This is a genomic window from Streptomyces sp. NPDC002958 (assembly GCF_055563255.1).
Genome location: NZ_JBVHDS010000003.1, coordinates 378,744 through 396,106 on the forward strand (window position 1 = coordinate 378,744; position 17,363 = coordinate 396,106).

The following is a 17,363-nucleotide window of genomic DNA, read 5'->3' on the forward strand; positions in this document are numbered from 1 at the left end:
GATGCTCCGGCCCTCGGTGTCCGGTACTTCGGCCGTGGCTCGGCCGGTCGTTCGACATGGCCTCCGGTCCCGTGACGGCCGGTCCGCAGAAGGGCTCCGGCCGGTCGGACGGGCGGTTGTCCGGCCGGCCGGAGCCGGAATTGCGGTCAGCTCCGGCGCAGCAGCCGTGAGGCACCCGCCGCGACCGTTGTGGCCAGTATCCAACCCAGCAGGACGAGCACGGCCGCCGTCCACTGCCAGCCGCCCTCCATCCGCCAGTAACCGTCCTGGCCGAGATTGATGACCGGCACCAGCAGATCGAGCGCGTACAGCGCCGGGTTCCACCGCGGATGCTCATCCGGTTTGATCGCCGCCGGGACGTGCTGGGCGAAGGCCAGGGCACCCGCCGCCCACAGCACCGCCATCCACACCGCGGCCCGCCCCGGCCGGTAGCCGTACGCCACCGCCCAGTCCTGGAGGAAGCCCCAGAGCTTCGCCGCGGGCGGCAGCGTCTCGCGACGCCGCCGCTGTTTGGCCAGCAGCACCTCGCGGGCGTCCGCGTCCTCCCCGCAGTTGCGCAGCACCGTCGCGAGACGCTCGTACGGCTCCGGTACGTACTCCGGGGTCGCCGCCGCCACCCACTCCAGGCGCCGGGAGAGCGGGAAGTGTCCGTACGGGACGAGGTTCTCGTACACGAAACCGCCCATCGCCAGACCGCCGGGCCCCGGCCAGCTGGTCGACACATCGATCAGTGTGACCACCTTCGCGCCGTTCAGCACGACCCGGCCCTCCTCCGGCCGCTCCGCGTTGAACCGCAGCTCCGGGGTGACGATCCGGCGCAGCGACAGCTCCTCGTGCCGGGCCAGCACGAACCGGGCCTTGTGCAGATCGACCGCGTCGCCGAACCGCCCGTCGTCCAGACGCACCCCGCCGCGGCACTCGAAGATCTGCGAACGCGTACCGCGCGCCGGGGTCGGGGCCATGACGATGCCGTACGGGGGAGTGGTGCCCTGGTTCCCGGTGTCGATGCTCACCCACGCCTCGCTCATGTACAGCGTCCGCTCCACCGTCAGCTGCGGGGCGTTCAGCGCGCGCCGCCCCTCCCTGCCCCGCAGCCGGCTGCCGCGCAGACTCAGCGAACCGCCGACCTTCGCCCCGCGCAGACTCAGTTCGCCGCGCGCCTCGACCATCTCCGCCTGGAGGTCCTGGCCGACCGTCAGCCCGTCACCGGCCAGGGCGCGCCCGTTGCGGTCGGGACCGATCTCGATCTGGTTGATCAGCAGATCGGTGCCGATCTGTGAGTCGGTGAGCCGGATACCGCGCGCGATGCGGCAGCGCGGAAGATGCAGATCGCCCTCGGTGCGCAACCGGGCCGCCTCCAGCCGAGGCATCGCGCAGCCGACCATCCGCAACGTCGTGAAGTGGCACTCGGGCAGTACCACTTCGCTCTCGAAGCGGCAGCCGGTCAGCTCGACGTACGGGGCGACGCGCCCGCCCGCGAGATCCAGTGTCCCGGTGATCCGTACGCCCCGGAGCTTCAGCGCCGCGACCCGTCCGGGCCGCGGTGGTGGCCCGGACAACAGCAACCGGGCGACGACACGCCCGTCCACACTGCGTTCGGGTCCCCAGATGCGCGGTGCGAACGGATCGTCCCGCGCCGGGTCGCGGGCGCGCAGATCGTAGGTGCTGCCGTTCCGGAAGGCCTGCCACATGCCCAGCTCGGCTGCGCTGAGACCGTCCGGAAAATCGCCGTCATGCGGTTCGGTCACGTGTGCCCCTTCCGCTCGGATCTGTTCTTCCCCCCTGAGTGACGACGTGAACGCAATTGGTCAGCAGTGACGGGCGGGACTTGTATCAGTCAGTGATACGGGCGATCGGACGCCTTGGGCGGTCTGCGAGAATTGCGGTGTGATCTCTCGAATCGATCTGCGCGGCAACGCTCTCCCCGAGGGTGGAGCCCTGCGCGACCTGCTGCCCCGTGCCGAGTTCGACGTGGAAGCCGCCCTGGAGACGGTGCGGCCCATCTGCGAGGACGTACGCCATCGTGGCTCCGCGGCAGTGATCGAGTGGGGGGAGAAATTCGACGGCGTACGGGTCGACTCGATCCGTGTTCCGGCCGCGGCGATCGCCGCGGCGCTGGAGCAGCTCGACCCCGCCGTGCGGGCCGCCCTCGAGGAGTCGATCCGCCGCGCCCGCCTCGTCCACCGCGAGCAGCGCCGCACCACGCACACCACCCAGGTCGTCCCCGGCGGCACGGTCACCGAGAAGTGGGTACCGGTCGAGCGCGTCGGGCTGTACGTACCGGGCGGGCGCTCCGTCTACCCGTCGTCCGTCGTCATGAACGTCGTACCGGCCCAGGAGGCGGGCGTCGAGGGCATCGCCGTCGCGTCCCCGCCGCAGAAGAACTTCGGCGGTCTGCCGCACCCCACCATCCTCGCCGCCTGCGCCCTGCTCGGCGTCGACGAGGTGTACGCGGCCGGCGGCGCCCAGGCCATCGCGATGTTCGCGTACGGAACGGCCGAATGCCTTCCGGTGAACCTCGTCACCGGCCCCGGCAACATCTACGTCGCCGCGGCCAAGCGCCTCCTCAAGGGCCGGATCGGCATCGACGCCGAGGCGGGCCCCACCGAGATCGCGATCCTCGCCGACTCCACCGCCGACCCGGTGCACGTCGCCGCCGACCTGATCAGCCAGGCCGAGCACGACCCGATGGCCGCCGCCGTTCTCGTCACCGACTCCGAGGAACTGGCCGCAGCCACCGAGGCCGAGCTGAAGCCGCAGGTCGCCGCGACGAAGCACGTCACCGACCGGATCGAGCCCGCACTGGCCGGCCGCCAGTCCGCGATCGTCCTGGTCAACGACCTGGAGGACGGCCTCGAGGTCGTCGACGCGTACGCCGCCGAGCACCTGGAGATCCAGACCGCCGACGCCGCCGCGCTCGCCGACCGGGTCCGCAACGCCGGGGCGGTCTTCGTCGGCCCGTGGTCCCCCGTCTCGCTCGGTGACTACTGCGCTGGCTCCAACCACGTCCTGCCCACCGGCGGCTGCGCCTGCCACTCCTCGGGCCTTTCGGTGCAGTCCTTCCTGCGCGGCATCCACATCGTCGACTACACGCGCGACGCGCTCGCCGAGGTCACCCACCATGTCGTGACCCTCGCCGAGGCGGAGGACCTCCCGGCCCACGGCGCCGCGCTCAAGGCCAGGTTCGGCGGAGAGGTTCCGCAGCAGTGACGAACAGCAACACCACGCCGACGACGCGCATCGACGATCTCCCGATCCGCGACGAGCTGCGCGGCAAGAACCCGTACGGGGCGCCCCAGCTCGATGTACCCGTGCGGCTGAACACCAACGAGAACCCGTACCCGCTGCCCGAGGCGCTCGTCGACCGGATCGCCGAGCGCGTCCGCGAGGCCGCCCGCGACCTCAACCGCTACCCCGACCGGGACGCCGTCGAACTCCGTACGGAGCTGGCCCGCTACCTCAGCCGTACCGCCGGGCACGAGGTCGCCCTCGCCAACGTCTGGGCGGCCAACGGCTCCAACGAGGTGCTCCAGCAACTGCTGCAGACCTTCGGCGGCCCGGGGCGTACCGCGATCGGCTTCGAGCCCTCGTACTCCATGCACGCCCTCATCGCCCGAGGCACCGGCACCGGCTGGATCTCCGGACCGCGCAACGAGGACTTCACCATCGACGTCGAGGCCGCCCGGAAGGCCATCGCCGAGCACCGGCCCGACGTCGTCTTCATCACCTCGCCCAACAACCCCACCGGCACCGCTGTCGACGCCGAGACCGTTCTCGCGCTGTACGAGGCGGCCCAGGCGGCCAGGCCGTCGATGGTCGTCGTCGACGAGGCGTACGGCGAGTTCAGCCACCACGCCTCACTGCTCCCGCTGATCGAGGGCCGGCCGAACATGGTGCTCTCGCGCACCATGTCGAAGGCGTTCGGCGCCGCCGGGCTGCGCCTGGGCTACCTCGCCGCCGACCCGGCCGTCGTCGACGCGGTCCAGCTGGTGCGGCTGCCGTACCACCTGTCCTCCGTCACCCAGGCCACCGCGCTCGCCGCCCTGGAGCACACCGATACGCTGCTCGGATACGTCGCACAGCTCAAGAGCGAGCGCGACCGGATCGTCACGGAGCTGCGTACCCTCGGCTACGACGTCACCGACTCGGACGCCAACTTCGTCCAGTTCGGCCGCTTCGCCGACAGCCACACCGCCTGGCAGCAGATCCTCGACCGGGGGGTCCTGGTCCGGGACAACGGCGTACCGGGATGGCTGCGGGTCTCCGCGGGCACCCCGGCAGAGAACGACGCGTTCCTCGATGCGGTACGCGAACTGAAGAAGGAGCACGACGCATGACTCGCGCGGCCCGCGTAGGAAGAGTCGAACGCACCACCAAGGAAACCTCGGTGCTCGTCGAGATGAACCTCGACGGCACCGGCAAGGTCGATGTGTCGACCGGGGTCGGCTTCTACGACCACATGCTCGACCAGCTCGGCCGGCACGGACTGTTCGACCTCACGGTCAAGACCGACGGCGACCTGCACATCGACTCGCACCACACCATCGAGGACACCGCCCTCGCCCTGGGCGCCGCGTTCAAGCAGGCCCTCGGCGACAAGGTCGGCATCTACCGCTTCGGCAACTGCACCGTCCCGCTGGACGAGTCGCTCGCCCAGGTCACCGTCGATCTGTCCGGCCGCCCGTACCTTGTGCACACCGAGCCCGAGAACATGGCGCCGATGATCGGCGAGTACGACACGACGATGACCCGGCACATCCTGGAGTCCTTCGTCGCCCAGGCGCAGATCGCCCTCCACGTCCACGTGCCGTACGGGCGCAATGCCCACCACATCGTGGAATGCCAGTTCAAGGCGCTCGCCCGCGCCCTGCGTTATGCCAGCGAGCACGACCCGCGCGCCGCCGGAATTCTTCCCTCGACGAAGGGCGCGCTGTGACCGGCCTCAACACCATACTGATCGTCGTCGGCCTGTTCCTGGCCGGCGGCGTCTACTCCTTCTCGAAGCAGCGGATGCCCAAGGGCGTCATCGTGCTGCTCGGGATCTCCTCCGTGATGTGTCTGGTCGCAGGCGTGCTGCGGATTCAGGGACTCTGGGACTGAGGGAGCGACCCGTGAGCGACAAGAAGAAGGTCGTCGTCTTCGACTACGGCTTCGGCAATGTCCGGTCCGCCGAGCGGGCCCTCGCCCACGTCGGTGCGGATGTCGAGATCACCCGCGACTACGAGAAGGCGATGAACGCCGACGGGCTGCTGGTGCCCGGCGTCGGCGCGTTCTCCGCCTGCATGGAGGGGCTGAAGAAGGCCCGCGGTGAATGGATCATCGGCCGCAGGCTCTCCGGCGGCCGCCCCGTCATGGGCATCTGCGTCGGTATGCAGATCCTCTTCGAGCGCGGCATCGAGCACGGTGTGGAGACGGAGGGGCTGGACGAGTGGCCCGGCACCGTCGCCCCGCTGAAGGCTCCGATCGTCCCGCACATGGGTTGGAACACCGTGCGGTCCCCCGAGGACTCCCAGCTCTTCGCAGGTCTCGACCCCGAGGCCCGGTTCTACTTCGTGCACTCCTACGCCGTGCATGACTGGAGCCTGGAGGTCACCAACGCCAAGATCCGCGCGCCCCGGGTCACCTGGGCCACGCACGGCGAGCCGTTCGTCGCGGCCGTGGAGAACGGCGCCCTGTGGGCCACCCAGTTCCACCCCGAGAAGTCCGGCGATGCCGGCGCCCAGCTGCTGACCAACTGGATTGAGACGCTGTAATGCCGAAGCTTGAACTCCTCCCCGCCGTCGACGTCCGCGACGGCCAGGCCGTCCGCCTCGTCCACGGCGAGTCCGGCTCCGAGACCTCCTACGGTGACCCCTTGCAGGCCGCCCTCGCCTGGCAGCGGGCGGGCGCCGAGTGGCTGCATCTCGTCGACCTGGACGCCGCGTTCGGTACCGGCGACAACCGGGAGCGGATCGCCGAGGTCGCCCGCTCCATGGATATCAAGGTCGAGCTCTCCGGCGGCATCCGCGACGACGCCTCGCTCGCAGCCGCCCTCGCCACCGGCTGCACCCGGGTCAACCTCGGCACTGCCGCCCTGGAGACCCCGGAGTGGGTCGCCAAGGTCATCGCCGAGCACGGCGACAAGATCGCCGTCGGTCTGGACGTCCGCGGCACGACCCTGCGCGGCCGCGGCTGGACCCGTGACGGCGGCGACCTCTACGAGACGCTCGCCCGCCTCGACTCCGAGGGCTGCGCCCGCTACGTCGTCACCGACATCGCCAAGGACGGCACGCTCCAGGGCCCCAACCTGGAGCTCCTGAAGAACGTCTGCGCCGCCACCGACAAGCCCGTCGTCGCCTCCGGCGGGGTCTCCTCGCTGGACGATCTGCGGGCCATCGCCTCTCTCGTCCCCGACGGCGTCGAGGGCGCGATCGTCGGCAAGGCGCTGTACGCGAAGGCGTTCACCCTCGAAGAAGCGCTGCAGGTGGTCTCCGGATGACCGACTCCGTCAACCGCATCTCCTCCGGCGCCCCCTGGGAGGACAAGTTCGGATACTCCCGCGCGGTCGAGCTGTCCAACGGACTTGTCCTGGTTGCCGGTTGCACGTCGGTGGTCAACGGGCAGATCTCCGCGGGCGGCCCGTACGAGCAGGCCGTCACCTCCTTCAAGGTCGCCTTCGACGCGCTGAAGCAGCTCGGTCTGGGCCGCGAGGACGTCGTCCGTACCCGGATGTACATCACGCACGCACGGGACGTGGACGAGGTCGGCCGGGCCCACAAGGAGCTCTTCGACGACGTCCGCCCCGCCGCTTCGATGATCATCGTGTCCGGTTTCGTGGACCCGAGCCTGGTCGTCGAGGTCGAGGTCGAGGCCTATCGGGCAGGTGCGCGGTGACTCTCGCGGTACGCGTCATTCCGTGCCTGGACGTCGACAACGGCCGGGTCGTCAAGGGTGTCAACTTCCAGAACCTGCGCGACGCGGGCGACCCCGTCGAGATGGCGAAGCTGTACGACGCCGAGGGCGCCGACGAGCTGACCTTCCTGGACATCACCGCGTCCAGCGGCGACCGGGAGACCACTTACGACGTGGTGCGCCGCACCGCCGAGCAGGTTTTCATCCCGCTCACGGTCGGCGGTGGCGTCCGTACCGCCGACGATGTCGACAAGCTGCTGCGGGCCGGGGCGGACAAGGTCGGCGTCAACACCGCGGCCATCGCCCGCCCCGACCTCATCCGGGAGATCGCCGAGCGCTTCGGCCGCCAGGTCCTGGTGTTGTCCGTGGACGCCCGGCGCACGCCCGCAGGCACCTTCGAGGTCACCACGCACGGCGGCCGCAAGGGCACCGGCATCGACGCTGTCGAATGGGCGCACCGGGCCGCCGAGCTGGGTGCGGGCGAAATCCTGCTCAACTCGATGGACGCCGACGGCACCAAGGACGGCTACGACACCGAGATGATCGCAGCGGTACGGAAGCATGTGACGGTCCCCGTCATCGCCTCCGGCGGCGCGGGCCGGCTCGCACACTTCGCGCCGGCCATCGCGGCGGGCGCCGACGCCGTGCTCGCCGCGTCCGTCTTCCACTTCGGCGATCTGCGGATCTCCGAGGTCAAGGGCGCTCTCAGGGAGGCCGGACACCCGGTCCGCTGACCGCACCCCACTCATCGATCGCCGGACGAGCCGTTGTGGCCCGTCCGGCGATCGGCGTCTTGTGCGCTGTCCCCTCACCGGTCCCGGCGGCAGAGCAGCATCAGAGATTCCACAAGTTTTATTGCGCAATAAAGATTGCGCAAGTTTCCTTTCCTATCTACGGTGAGGGCATGGCAAGCAATGAATCGCGCCGGATCTCGGATCTGGAGACCCTGAAGGCGTTCGGGCACCCCCTGCGGATGAAGCTCTACCGGGCGCTCTACATCTCCCGTAAGGCCACCGCCTCCCAGCTCGCCGAGCAGGTCGACGAGGCGGTCTCGCTGGTCAGCTACCACCTGCGCAAGCTCGCCGACCACGGCCTGATCGAGGAGGCCGAGCAGCAGGGCAAGGACGGCCGCGAGCGCTGGTGGCAGCCCGCCTCGAAGGGGCTGAACGTCCACGACGAAGACTTCAGCGACGCTCCCGAGAAGGTGGCCACGCACGTCGCTGTCGGCCGGCTCTCCTTCGACCAGCACATCGAGCTGTACCGCCGCTACCTCGACTCGCGCCAGAGCTGGTCGCAGGAGTGGCGCAGCGCCGCCACCGGCTCCGAGTACCTGGCCCGGCTCACCGCCGACGAACTTGCCGCGCTCAGCCGTGAGGTGCACGAGGTGATCGACCGGTACGAGGAGGCCGGCCGTGCCCGCGACGAGGCGGGCGACACGGAAGGGCGCGAGAACGTCGCCCTGCACCTGTACGCATTCCCGTTCCACACCTGAACCGCCACCTCGGGGGGACCACCGCATGACCGCCATCGTCACGGCCACAGCTCCCGAACGCCCCGCCCATCGCGACGGCAACGTCCTGCGCTGGCTCGGCGCCTACACCTCTTCGATGATCGGTGACAGCGTCTACTACATGGCCCTCGCCTGGGCCGCCGCCCGGGCCGGCAGCGCCCCCCAGACCGGACTCGTCCTCGCCGTCGGGTCCGTACCCAGGGCCCTGCTGATGCTCGGCGGGGGAGTCCTCGCAGACAGGGCCGGACCGCGCCGCGTCGTCATCGGCAGCGACACCGCCCGCTGCCTGGTCGTCCTGGGCCTGGCGGGCGCGCTGCTGTTCACCTCGCCCGCCGTGTGGATGCTGATCGTCGTCGCGCTGGTCTTCGGCGTGGTCGACGCCCTCTTCCTGCCCGCCGTCGGTGCCCTGCCGCCCCGGATCACCGCCGCAGGACAGCTGGCCCGCGTCCAGGGGCTGCGCGGCCTCGCCTCGCGTGCCGCCAATGTCGTCGGAGCCCCGCTCGGTGGCGTTGCCGTGGCTGTCGGCGGCCCGAGGCTCGCGTTCGCCGCGGCCGGGGTGCTCTTCGCCGTATCGCTGCCGCTGCTCCTGTCCCTGCGGATAAGTCCGTCAACCGCCCAGGAGGCTGCCGAGCCCTCCGGCACCGCCTGGCACGATCTGATCGACGGGCTGCGTCACATCCGCCGTCACCCGGTGCTCGGACCGCTGATGCTCGTCGTCGCCCTCAGCGAACTGGGCTTCGCGGGGCCGCTCAACCTCGGACTGATCCTGCTCGTCCGTGAGCGCGGCTGGGGGGCGTCCGGCATGGGCTGGATCGTCGCCGCGTTCGGCATCGGCGCAGCCGCGTCGGCACTGCTGCTCGCTGTGCGCGGCCGGGTGCCACGGGCCGGGCTCGTGATGTGCCTGACGGTTCTGATCGGCGCGGTCGCCATAGCGGCCCTGGCCCACGTCCCCTCGCTGGGCCTCGTCATAGCCGTCGCCGTCTGCATCGGACTCTTCGCCGGCCTCGGCGGCTCCCTGTGCGGCGCCCTGACCCAGACCGTCACCGACCCCGCCTACCTGGGCCGGGTCACCTCGGTCTCGACGCTCTTCACCCACGCGATCGCGCCGCTCGGCTACCCGGTCACGGGAGCCGCCGTTGCCGTATGGGGGACAGGGCCGGTCTTTGTCACCAGTGCTGCGGTGTGCGCGGCCGGAGCGACGGCCGGTCTGGCCTTCACCCGGCTGCGCCGCGCGGAACTCCCGGACTGACGCCCGCCCCCCCATCCACCGGTCGGCCCTACACCCCCAACTCCGCCGTGTGCAGCCGGGCCACCGCCTCCTTGTCGCCCTCCAGCCCCACCGTCGCCGCGTCCTGCCGGCCGAACGCGAAGAGCAGCAGCTCGCCCGGCTCGCCGGTGACCGTCACCACCGGGGTGCCCTTGTGCGCCACCGCCGTCTGGCCGTCCGGGCGACGCAGCACCAGCCCCACCGGGGATCTGCGGCCCAGCAACCGGGCCGTCTTCTCGGCGCGCGACCACAGCACATCGGCGAAGACCGGGTCCAGCTCCCGCCGTGACCAGTCCGGCTGGGCCCGACGCACATCCTCCGCGTGGATGTAGAACTCGACGGTGTTGGCGGCCTCGTCGATCGGCTTCAGACCGAACGGGGACATCCGCGGCGGTCCCGTACGGATCAGCTGGATGAGTTCCTCGTACGGCTTCGCCGCGTACTCCGCCTGCACCCGTTCGAGGCGCTTCTTCAGCACACCCAGCACCACCCCTCCCGCCGCGTCGGGCCGACGCTCGCGGACCACCACATGGGCGGCCAGGTCCCGGGTCGTCCAGCCGTGGCACAGGGTCGGGGCTTCCGGTCCCGCCGCCTCCAACAGGTCGGCGAGCAGAAGTCGTTCACGCTTCGCATGGGTCGACATGCTTGCCAGCGTACGACCGCCGTACGCGGTCCGCCCAGTGGACGCCGCACGGAACCGCTTCCGCGGCCACGGCACAATGGGCGCATGACCAGCGCGCCCACGCCCAGTACCCCGCCGCCGTCCGGCAATCTCGACCCGGCCATCGCCGCCCGTCTCAAGCGCGGCGCCGACGGTCTCGTCCCGGCCATCGCCCAGCAGTACGACACCGGCGAGGTGCTGATGCTCGGCTGGATGGACGACGAGGCCCTGCACCGCACCCTCACCACCGGCCGCTGCACCTACTGGTCCCGCAGCCGTCAGGAGTACTGGGTCAAGGGCGACACCTCGGGCCACATCCAGCAGGTCAAGTCCGTCGCCCTCGACTGCGACGCCGACACCGTCCTCGTCAAGGTCGACCAAACGGGTGCCGCCTGCCACACCGGCGACCGCACCTGCTTCGACGCCGACATCCTCCCGCTCGCGCAGTAGGGTCAGCCGCCATGGATCGCGATACCTTCCGCAAGCTGGCCGTCGACCGGCGCGTCATCCCCGTCAGCCGTCGGCTCCTCGCGGACGGCGACACCCCAGTCGGTCTCTACCGCAAACTCGCGGGCGAGCGCATCGGCACCTTCCTCCTGGAATCCGCGGAGAACGGCCGCACCTGGTCGCGCTACTCCTTCATCGGGGTACGCAGCGCCGCCACCCTCACCGCACGCGACGGCCAGGCCCACTGGCTGGGCACCCCGCCCGTCGGCGTCCCCGTCGACGGTGACCCGCTGCAGGCCCTGCGTGCCACCATCGAGACCCTGCACACCCCCCACGACCTGGTCGTCGACGACGGACTGCCCCCGTTCACCGGCGGCATGGTCGGCTATCTGGGTTATGACATCGTGCGCCGCCTGGAGAAGATCGGTGACAGCGTCGAGGATGATCTCCGGGTCCCCGAGCTGATGATGCTGCTCACCTCGGACCTGGCCGTGCTCGACCACTGGGACGGCAGCGTCCTGCTGATCGCCAACGCGATCAACCACAACGACCTCGCGACCGGGGTCGACGAGGCGTACGCGGACGCCGTCGCCCGTCTCGACGCCATGGAGCAGGACCTCTCGCGCCCCGTCGAGAACGCCCCCGCCACCCTCCTGCCGTCCGAGCTCCCCCCGTACACCGCGCTGTGGGGCGGCAAGGCGTACCAGGACGCGGTCGAGGACGTGAAGGACCGCATCAGGGCCGGTGAGGCCTTCCAGGTCGTTCCCTCCCAGCGCTTCGAAACCCCGTGCACGGCAAGCGCGTTGGACGTCTACCGGGTGCTGCGCGCGACCAATCCGTCGCCGTACATGTACCTCTTCCGCTTCGACGGCTTCGACGTCGCGGGCTCCAGCCCGGAAGCCCTCGTCAAGGTCGAGGACGGACGCGCCATGGTCCACCCGATCGCCGGGACCAGGCACCGCGGTGTCACCCCGCAGGAGGACCAGGCGCTCGCCGACGAACTCCTCGCCGACCCGAAGGAACGCGCCGAGCACCTGATGCTCGTCGACCTCGGCCGCAACGACCTGGGGCGCGTCTGCGAACCCGGCACCGTCGAGGTCGTCGACTTCATGTCGATCGAGCGGTACTCGCATGTGATGCACATCGTCTCCACCGTCACCGGCCGCGTCGCCGAGGGCCGCACCGCCTTCGACGTCCTCACCGCGTGCTTCCCCGCGGGCACCCTCTCCGGAGCACCCAAGCCCCGTGCGATGCAGATCATCGAGGAGCTCGAACCGACCCGCCGCGGACTGTACGGAGGCTGCGTCGGCTACCTCGACTTCGCCGGGGACTCCGACACCGCCATCGCGATCCGGACCGCCCTGCTCCGCGACGGCACGGCATATGTCCAGGCCGGGGCGGGTGTCGTCGCCGATTCCGACCCGGTCGCCGAGGACACCGAGTGCCGCAACAAGGCCGCCGCGGTGCTCCGCGCGGTGCATACGGCCAACCGGCTCCACGACGCATGAGGTGGTAAGGGATAGTGGAGTACGTGAGCGCTGTCCCCGTACCCCAGCCCCGTGCCCGAGCCGTCACCGCGCCCGACGCCAAGGGAAGCCGCCGAAGCCTGGCCGCCGGTCTGTTCCTCGGGGCGTCCGGCGCCACCGTCGTCCTGCTCGCCTCCGGCCGGACCTGGGCCGAGGGCCGGGCGGTCGTCGCCGGCGGTACCCTGCCGCTGACCGCCGACGGCCGGGACGTCACCGGCCTCCCGGCGGCCCTGGCCATAGTCGGCCTGGCCGCCCTCGTCGCCGTCTTCGCCGTCCGCAGCGGCGGTCGGCTGATCGTTGCCGGGCTCCTCGCCCTCAGCGGCCTCGGAGCCGGACTGAGCGCCTACCTCGGTGCCTCCGACAGTTCGGCGCTCGACGAGAAGGCCGCGCAAACCACCGGCGACGCCTCGGCGACCATCGACGCCCTCAGCCACACCGCGTGGCCCTACGTCACCGCCGCCGGCGGCCTGCTGATCCTCCTTGCCGGGCTGCTCGCCCTGCGGTACGGGAAGCGCTGGCCCACCATGTCAGGACGGTACGAACGGGACGGCACCCCCCGCCCCCGCAAAGCCGCCCGCACCGCCCCGGACCCGGACCGGCCCGAGGACCTGTGGAAGGCCCTGGACCGTGGCGAGGACCTGACGCGCGAGGGATGACCCCCAGCTCACGTCCTACCCGTACGTACGGGACAATGAAGCCGAGCTTTCAGCACAGCGGCACCAACAGCGGCACCAGCTTTGCGTACAGCGATACCAACAGCGCATCACCAACAAGGAGCAACTCATGGCGGGCAGCAGCCACGGACACACCCCGGCCGCCTGGACCGGTGTCATCATCTCCTTCTTCGGCTTCTGCGCCGGAGGCGTCTTCATGGTCGCGGCCAACCCGATCGGCTTCTGGGCCAGTATCGCCGTCGTCTTCCTCGGCGGGGTCGTCGGCCTCGCGATGAAGGCCGCGGGCCTCGGCATGCCGAAGGAGTCGGAGGAGATGGCCCAGGCCAGGGCTCGCGCCGCGCAGGCCCAGGTCTCCTGACGCACGCACCACCCGCACGAATGCGAGGCGCAGCCCGGCCCGGGCTGCGCCTTTCCGTATCAGCGGGGACAATCACCGGGTGGACGCATCGCCTACTTCAGCCGCCGCACCGTCGGCGCCGGGCTCCCGGCCCGCCCCCGGCCACCTGCCGACGCCCGGTAACCCACCAGTGTCCGGCCATCCGTCCCCGCCGGCCTTTCCCCCGGCCCCCGTCCCTGCCTCGCGCATCCGGCGGCTCGCCACCCCGGTGGGTGTCATGGCCGCCGTCATCGGGGCCTTCGGCTACGTCGGTACCGTCGACCCCAATCAGCCGGGCCACTACCCCGTCTGCCCACTGCTCCGGTTCACCGGCCTGTACTGCCCTGGCTGCGGCGGGCTGCGCAGCGCCCATGCCGTCGCGCACGGTGACATCGCCGTCGCCCTCGGCTCCAATGCGCTCGCCGTCATCGGCTACGGGATCTTTGCCGTTCTCTGGGTGCTCTGGATGGCCCGTGCCGCCCGGGGAAAGTCCATGAACATCGCCGCGAAGCCTGTCGTCTGGTGGGGGATCGGGGCTGTGCTGCTGATCTTCTCGGTCGTCCGGAATCTGTCGTTCGGATCGGCGCTGGCGCCTTGAATGCCCAGGCAATGGGACATTCGTCGACCGGATTCGAGCCCTTCGCCCTCCTGCGGATAGCATTGACATGGCTGATCCTGTTCCCTCATCACCGTCCTGGAAGGGGGCCTCTCGCGTGAGTGTGCTCGACGAGATCATCGACGGCGTACGCGCCGACCTCGCAGAGCGGCAGGCGCGCGTCAGCCTCGACGAGCTGAAGGAACGCGCCGCGCGCGCTCCCGTGGCCAAGGACGGAATCGCCGCCCTGCGCGGCGAGGGCGTGACCGTCATCTGCGAGGTCAAGCGCTCAAGTCCCTCCAAGGGGGCCCTTGCCGCGATCGCCGACCCGGCCGCGCTCGCCGCGGACTACGAGGCGGGAGGCGCGTCCGTCATCTCCGTTCTCACGGAGGAGCGCCGCTTCGGCGGTTCGCTCGCCGACCTGGAGGCCGTCCGCGCCAAGGTCGACATCCCGGTCCTGCGCAAGGACTTCATCGTCACCTCGTACCAGCTCTGGGAGGCCCGTGCCTACGGCGCCGACCTCGCCCTGCTGATCGTCGCCGCCCTCGACCAGGAGGCCCTGGTCTCCCTGATCGAGCGCGCCGAGTCCATCGGCCTGACGCCGCTGGTCGAGGCGCACGACGAGGAGGAGGCGGAGCGCGCCGTGGACGCCGGAGCGAAGGTCATCGGTGTCAACGCGCGCAACCTGAAGGACCTCAAGGTCGACCGCTCCACCTTCGAGCGCGTCGCCCCCGAGATCCCGAACCACATCGTCAAGGTCGCCGAGTCCGGCGTCCGCGGCCCGCACGACCTGATCGCGTACGCCAACGCGGGCGCCGACGCGGTGCTCGTGGGCGAATCCCTGGTCACCGGCCGCGACCCGCGGGCCGCCGTCGCCGACCTGGTCGCCGCCGGCGCCCACCCGGCGCTCCGGCACGGACGGAGCTGACCGCAACCGTGTCCGCCCACCGTCCCGCGTCCCGTATCCGGCCCGGCCTGCGCTTCGCCGGAATGACGACCCGGGTCCCGCACGCGCCGCTGGCGCGCGGCTGCCGCCCGCGCGGCTGCCGCGCCCCGGCCCGGCGCGTGCACGGTCGGCGCGTGCGGTACGTGATCGGCGACGAGCCGGGCCAGGTCAACGGCATGCGATGGCGCACGGGGTCCGCGCTGTAGCGAGCCCCGGCCGACGTACCCGCACCACTTCTGCCGTACGTACGACCGCACCGTCCGACCGCCCCTCGGTCGCGGCGGTGTTCCGCTCACGGCGCATACGGTGAATCCACCCATTGCAATGTCGAGGAGCACGTCGGATGTCATCTGACTTCTTCATCCCGGACCCGGAGGGTCTGATCCCCAGCGCCGAGGGGTACTTCGGCGCGTTCGGTGGCAAGTTCATCCCGGAGGCGCTCGTCGCCGCCGTGGACGAGGTCGCCGTCGAGTACGACAAGGCCAAGGCCGACCCCGCCTTCGCCGCCGAGCTCAACGAGCTCATGGTCAACTACACCGGTCGGCCCAGCGCGCTGACCGAAGTCCCGCGCTTCGCCGAGCATGCGGGCGGCGCCCGGATCTTCCTCAAGCGCGAGGACCTGAACCACACCGGCTCGCACAAGATCAACAACGTGCTGGGTCAGGCGCTTCTCACCAGGCGCATGGGCAAGACCCGGGTCATCGCCGAGACCGGCGCGGGTCAGCACGGTGTCGCCACCGCGACCGCCTGCGCGCTCTTCGGCCTCGAATGCACCATCTACATGGGTGAGATCGACACCGAGCGTCAGGCTCTGAACGTGGCGCGGATGCGGATGCTCGGCGCCGAGGTCATCGCCGTGAGGTCCGGATCCAGGACCCTGAAGGACGCCATCAACGAGGCGTTCCGCGACTGGGTCGCCAATGTGGACCACACGCACTACCTCTTCGGCACCGTCGCGGGACCGCACCCCTTCCCGGCCATGGTCCGCGACTTCCACCGCGTCATCGGTGTCGAGGCCCGCCGCCAGATCCTGGAGCGGACCGGCCGGTTGCCGGACGCCGCCATCGCCTGTGTCGGCGGCGGCTCCAACGCGATCGGGCTCTTCCACGCCTTCATCCCGGACGCGCGCGTCCGGCTGATCGGCTGCGAGCCCGCCGGGCACGGTGTGGAGACCGGAGAGCACGCGGCGACCCTGACCGCGGGCGAGCCCGGCATCCTGCACGGCTCGCGCAGCTACGTCCTCCAGGACGACGAGGGCCAGATCACCGAGCCGTACTCCATCTCGGCCGGTCTCGACTACCCGGGCATCGGCCCGGAGCACGCGTACCTCAAGGACATCGGTCGCGGCGAGTACCGCGCGGTCACCGACGAGGCCGCCATGCAGTCGCTGCGACTCCTCTCCCGCACCGAAGGGATCATCCCGGCCATCGAGAGCGCCCACGCGCTGGCCGGAGCCCTGGAGGTCGGGAAGGAGCTCGGCAAGGACGGCCTGCTCGTGGTCAATCTGTCCGGCCGCGGCGACAAGGACATGGACACGGCAGCCCGTTACTTCGGGTTGTACGGCAAGACCGACGGGGTCGTCGAGGCCGATGTGGCCGACGGGGAAGAGGAGGTCACCAAGTGAGCGGCAATGTGGAGTTGTTGAGCTCTTCCCTCGCACAGGCGAAGGCGGAGGACAGGGCCGCGCTCATCGCGTACCTCCCGGCGGGCTTCCCGACCGTCGACGGCGCGATCGCCGCCGTGAAGGCGGTCGTGGCGGGCGGTGCGGACATTGTCGAGGTGGGGCTGCCGCACAGCGACCCGGTGCTCGACGGCCCGGTCATCCAGACCGCCGACGACATCGCCCTGCGCGGCGGTGTGAAGATCGCCGACGTGATGCGTACGGTCCGCGAGGCGTACGAGGCGACCGGTGTCCCGATCCTCGTCATGACGTACTGGAACCCGATCGACCGGTACGGCGTCGAGCGCTTCACGGCCGAGCTCGCCGAGGCGGGCGGCGCCGGATGCATCCTGCCCGACCTGCCGGTCCAGGAGTCCGAGCTGTGGCGCGAGCACGCCGACAAGCACGGTCTCGCGACCGTCTTCGTCGTCGCGCCGAGCAGCAAGGACGAGCGCCTCACCACCATCACCGCGGCCGGCTCCGGCTTCGTCTACGCGGCCTCGCTGATGGGCGTCACCGGCACCCGCGAATCGGTCGGCGAGCAGGCCCAGGACCTGGTCCGGCGCACCCGCGCCACCACGTCCCTCCCGGTCTGTGTCGGCCTCGGCGTCTCCAACGCCCGACAGGCCGCCGAGGTCGCGGGATTCGCCGACGGGGTGATCGTCGGCTCCGCCTTCGTCAAGGGCATGCTCGACGCCCCCGACGAGGCGGCCGGCCTGGCCGCAGTCCGCTCTCTGGCGGGCGAGCTCGCCGTAGGCGTTCGAAAGCGCTGAATCGGGTGTAACTCAAACGGGTGGACCTGGACCCGGG

21 protein-coding genes are annotated in these 17,363 nt (G+C 70.7%); 19 read left to right on the top strand and 2 right to left on the bottom strand.

Going from position 1 to position 17,363, the window contains the following annotated elements:
- Positions 1 to 146: 146 nt before the first annotated feature.
- A complete protein-coding gene (locus ACZ3IC_RS08060; protein ID WP_467413728.1) occupies positions 147 to 1,748 on the bottom strand; it encodes an oxidoreductase in 1,602 nt (533 codons plus the stop codon).
- A gap of 139 nt (positions 1,749 to 1,887) precedes the next feature.
- Here ACZ3IC_RS08060 and hisD point away from each other — a divergent pair, with 139 nt between their 5' ends.
- The 10 genes from hisD to ACZ3IC_RS08110 all read left to right on the top strand — a co-directional run bounded on the left by hisD (position 1,888) and on the right by ACZ3IC_RS08110 (position 9,650).
- The gene (gene hisD, locus ACZ3IC_RS08065) at positions 1,888 to 3,210 is read left to right on the top strand and encodes a histidinol dehydrogenase (protein ID WP_467413729.1); all 1,323 of its coding nucleotides are present in this window, start codon (positions 1,888 to 1,890) and stop codon (positions 3,208 to 3,210) included.
- A complete protein-coding gene (locus tag ACZ3IC_RS08070) occupies positions 3,207 to 4,337 on the top strand; it encodes a histidinol-phosphate transaminase (protein ID WP_467413730.1) in 1,131 nt (376 codons plus the stop codon). Before hisD ends, ACZ3IC_RS08070 begins: the two co-directional genes overlap by 4 nt.
- A complete protein-coding gene (gene hisB, locus ACZ3IC_RS08075) occupies positions 4,334 to 4,936 on the top strand; it encodes an imidazoleglycerol-phosphate dehydratase HisB (RefSeq protein WP_467413733.1) in 603 nt (200 codons plus the stop codon). The genes ACZ3IC_RS08070 and hisB overlap by 4 nt, the downstream gene beginning before the upstream one ends.
- The gene (locus tag ACZ3IC_RS08080; protein ID WP_467413734.1) at positions 4,933 to 5,100 is read left to right on the top strand and encodes a hypothetical protein; all 168 of its coding nucleotides are present in this window, start codon (positions 4,933 to 4,935) and stop codon (positions 5,098 to 5,100) included. The genes hisB and ACZ3IC_RS08080 overlap by 4 nt, the downstream gene beginning before the upstream one ends.
- Before the next feature lie 11 nt (positions 5,101 to 5,111).
- Positions 5,112 to 5,753, top strand: coding sequence for an imidazole glycerol phosphate synthase subunit HisH (gene hisH / locus ACZ3IC_RS08085; RefSeq protein WP_467413736.1), 642 nt, complete (start codon positions 5,112 to 5,114; stop codon positions 5,751 to 5,753).
- Positions 5,753 to 6,478 carry a bifunctional 1-(5-phosphoribosyl)-5-((5-phosphoribosylamino)methylideneamino)imidazole-4-carboxamide isomerase/phosphoribosylanthranilate isomerase PriA gene (gene priA / locus ACZ3IC_RS08090; RefSeq protein ID WP_467413738.1) on the top strand — a complete coding sequence of 242 codons (726 nt, stop codon included), beginning with the start codon at positions 5,753 to 5,755 and terminating at the stop codon, positions 6,476 to 6,478. Before hisH ends, priA begins: the two co-directional genes overlap by 1 nt.
- Positions 6,475 to 6,873: a RidA family protein gene (locus tag ACZ3IC_RS08095; protein WP_467413739.1), complete on the top strand. Its 399-nt coding sequence runs from the start codon at positions 6,475 to 6,477 to the stop codon at positions 6,871 to 6,873. The genes priA and ACZ3IC_RS08095 overlap by 4 nt, the downstream gene beginning before the upstream one ends.
- Positions 6,870 to 7,625, top strand: a complete 756-nt coding sequence (gene hisF / locus ACZ3IC_RS08100; RefSeq protein ID WP_467413740.1) for an imidazole glycerol phosphate synthase subunit HisF — start codon at positions 6,870 to 6,872, stop codon at positions 7,623 to 7,625. Before ACZ3IC_RS08095 ends, hisF begins: the two co-directional genes overlap by 4 nt.
- 170 nt (positions 7,626 to 7,795) lie before the next feature.
- Entirely contained in the window at positions 7,796 to 8,383 is a 588-nt protein-coding gene (locus tag ACZ3IC_RS08105) for an ArsR/SmtB family transcription factor (protein ID WP_467413743.1), read from the top strand.
- Positions 8,384 to 8,408: 25 nt separating this feature from the next.
- Complete coding sequence (locus ACZ3IC_RS08110; RefSeq protein ID WP_467413745.1) at positions 8,409 to 9,650, top strand: MFS transporter; 1,242 nt, start codon at positions 8,409 to 8,411, stop codon at positions 9,648 to 9,650.
- A 28-nt stretch (positions 9,651 to 9,678) separates the two neighbouring features.
- Here ACZ3IC_RS08110 and ACZ3IC_RS08115 read toward each other — a convergent pair whose 3' ends face one another.
- Complete coding sequence (locus ACZ3IC_RS08115) at positions 9,679 to 10,311, bottom strand: TIGR03085 family metal-binding protein (RefSeq protein ID WP_467413746.1); 633 nt, start codon at positions 10,309 to 10,311, stop codon at positions 9,679 to 9,681.
- 84 nt (positions 10,312 to 10,395) lie between these two features.
- Between ACZ3IC_RS08115 and hisI the strand changes: the two genes are divergently transcribed.
- The 9 genes from hisI to trpA all read left to right on the top strand — a co-directional run bounded on the left by hisI (position 10,396) and on the right by trpA (position 17,326).
- A complete protein-coding gene (gene hisI, locus ACZ3IC_RS08120) occupies positions 10,396 to 10,779 on the top strand; it encodes a phosphoribosyl-AMP cyclohydrolase (protein WP_467413747.1) in 384 nt (127 codons plus the stop codon).
- Positions 10,780 to 10,790: 11 nt separating this feature from the next.
- Positions 10,791 to 12,284, top strand: coding sequence for an anthranilate synthase component I (locus tag ACZ3IC_RS08125; protein ID WP_467413750.1), 1,494 nt, complete (start codon positions 10,791 to 10,793; stop codon positions 12,282 to 12,284).
- A gap of 14 nt (positions 12,285 to 12,298) precedes the next feature.
- A complete protein-coding gene (locus ACZ3IC_RS08130) occupies positions 12,299 to 12,958 on the top strand; it encodes a TIGR02234 family membrane protein (RefSeq protein WP_467413752.1) in 660 nt (219 codons plus the stop codon).
- Between the two features lie 127 nt (positions 12,959 to 13,085).
- Complete coding sequence (locus ACZ3IC_RS08135; protein ID WP_467413753.1) at positions 13,086 to 13,334, top strand: HGxxPAAW family protein; 249 nt, start codon at positions 13,086 to 13,088, stop codon at positions 13,332 to 13,334.
- A 145-nt stretch (positions 13,335 to 13,479) separates the two neighbouring features.
- Positions 13,480 to 13,950, top strand: a complete 471-nt coding sequence (locus tag ACZ3IC_RS08140) for a DUF2752 domain-containing protein (RefSeq protein ID WP_467414042.1) — start codon at positions 13,480 to 13,482, stop codon at positions 13,948 to 13,950.
- A 115-nt stretch (positions 13,951 to 14,065) separates the two neighbouring features.
- Positions 14,066 to 14,875 carry an indole-3-glycerol phosphate synthase TrpC gene (gene trpC, locus ACZ3IC_RS08145; RefSeq protein WP_467413755.1) on the top strand — a complete coding sequence of 270 codons (810 nt, stop codon included), beginning with the start codon at positions 14,066 to 14,068 and terminating at the stop codon, positions 14,873 to 14,875.
- Positions 14,876 to 14,937: 62 nt separating this feature from the next.
- Positions 14,938 to 15,099 (top strand): tryptophan biosynthesis modulator TrpM, encoded by a 162-nt coding sequence (gene trpM / locus ACZ3IC_RS08150; RefSeq protein WP_467414045.1) that lies wholly within the window; start codon positions 14,938 to 14,940, stop codon positions 15,097 to 15,099.
- Positions 15,100 to 15,236: 137 nt separating this feature from the next.
- Complete coding sequence (gene trpB / locus ACZ3IC_RS08155) at positions 15,237 to 16,517, top strand: tryptophan synthase subunit beta (RefSeq protein WP_467413757.1); 1,281 nt, start codon at positions 15,237 to 15,239, stop codon at positions 16,515 to 16,517.
- On the top strand, positions 16,514 to 17,326 hold the full coding sequence (gene trpA / locus ACZ3IC_RS08160) for a tryptophan synthase subunit alpha (protein WP_467413759.1): 813 nt from the start codon (positions 16,514 to 16,516) through the stop codon (positions 17,324 to 17,326). Before trpB ends, trpA begins: the two co-directional genes overlap by 4 nt.
- Positions 17,327 to 17,363 lie beyond the last annotated feature (37 nt).

Coding starts and splice junctions, on each gene's coding strand:
- trpB (WP_467413757.1), top strand. CDS start 15,237: ATGTCATCTGACTTCTTCATCCCGGACCCGGAGGGTCTGATCCCCAGC.
- ACZ3IC_RS08105 (WP_467413743.1), top strand. CDS start 7,796: ATGGCAAGCAATGAATCGCGCCGGATCTCGGATCTGGAGACCCTGAAG.
- hisB (WP_467413733.1), top strand. CDS start 4,334: ATGACTCGCGCGGCCCGCGTAGGAAGAGTCGAACGCACCACCAAGGAA.
- ACZ3IC_RS08110 (WP_467413745.1), top strand. CDS start 8,409: ATGACCGCCATCGTCACGGCCACAGCTCCCGAACGCCCCGCCCATCGC.
- trpM (WP_467414045.1), top strand. CDS start 14,938: ATGACGACCCGGGTCCCGCACGCGCCGCTGGCGCGCGGCTGCCGCCCG.
- ACZ3IC_RS08125 (WP_467413750.1), top strand. CDS start 10,791: ATGGATCGCGATACCTTCCGCAAGCTGGCCGTCGACCGGCGCGTCATC.
- ACZ3IC_RS08135 (WP_467413753.1), top strand. CDS start 13,086: ATGGCGGGCAGCAGCCACGGACACACCCCGGCCGCCTGGACCGGTGTC.
- hisI (WP_467413747.1), top strand. CDS start 10,396: ATGACCAGCGCGCCCACGCCCAGTACCCCGCCGCCGTCCGGCAATCTC.
- ACZ3IC_RS08115 (WP_467413746.1), bottom strand. CDS start 10,311: ATGTCGACCCATGCGAAGCGTGAACGACTTCTGCTCGCCGACCTGTTG.
- priA (WP_467413738.1), top strand. CDS start 5,753: ATGCCGAAGCTTGAACTCCTCCCCGCCGTCGACGTCCGCGACGGCCAG.
- ACZ3IC_RS08095 (WP_467413739.1), top strand. CDS start 6,475: ATGACCGACTCCGTCAACCGCATCTCCTCCGGCGCCCCCTGGGAGGAC.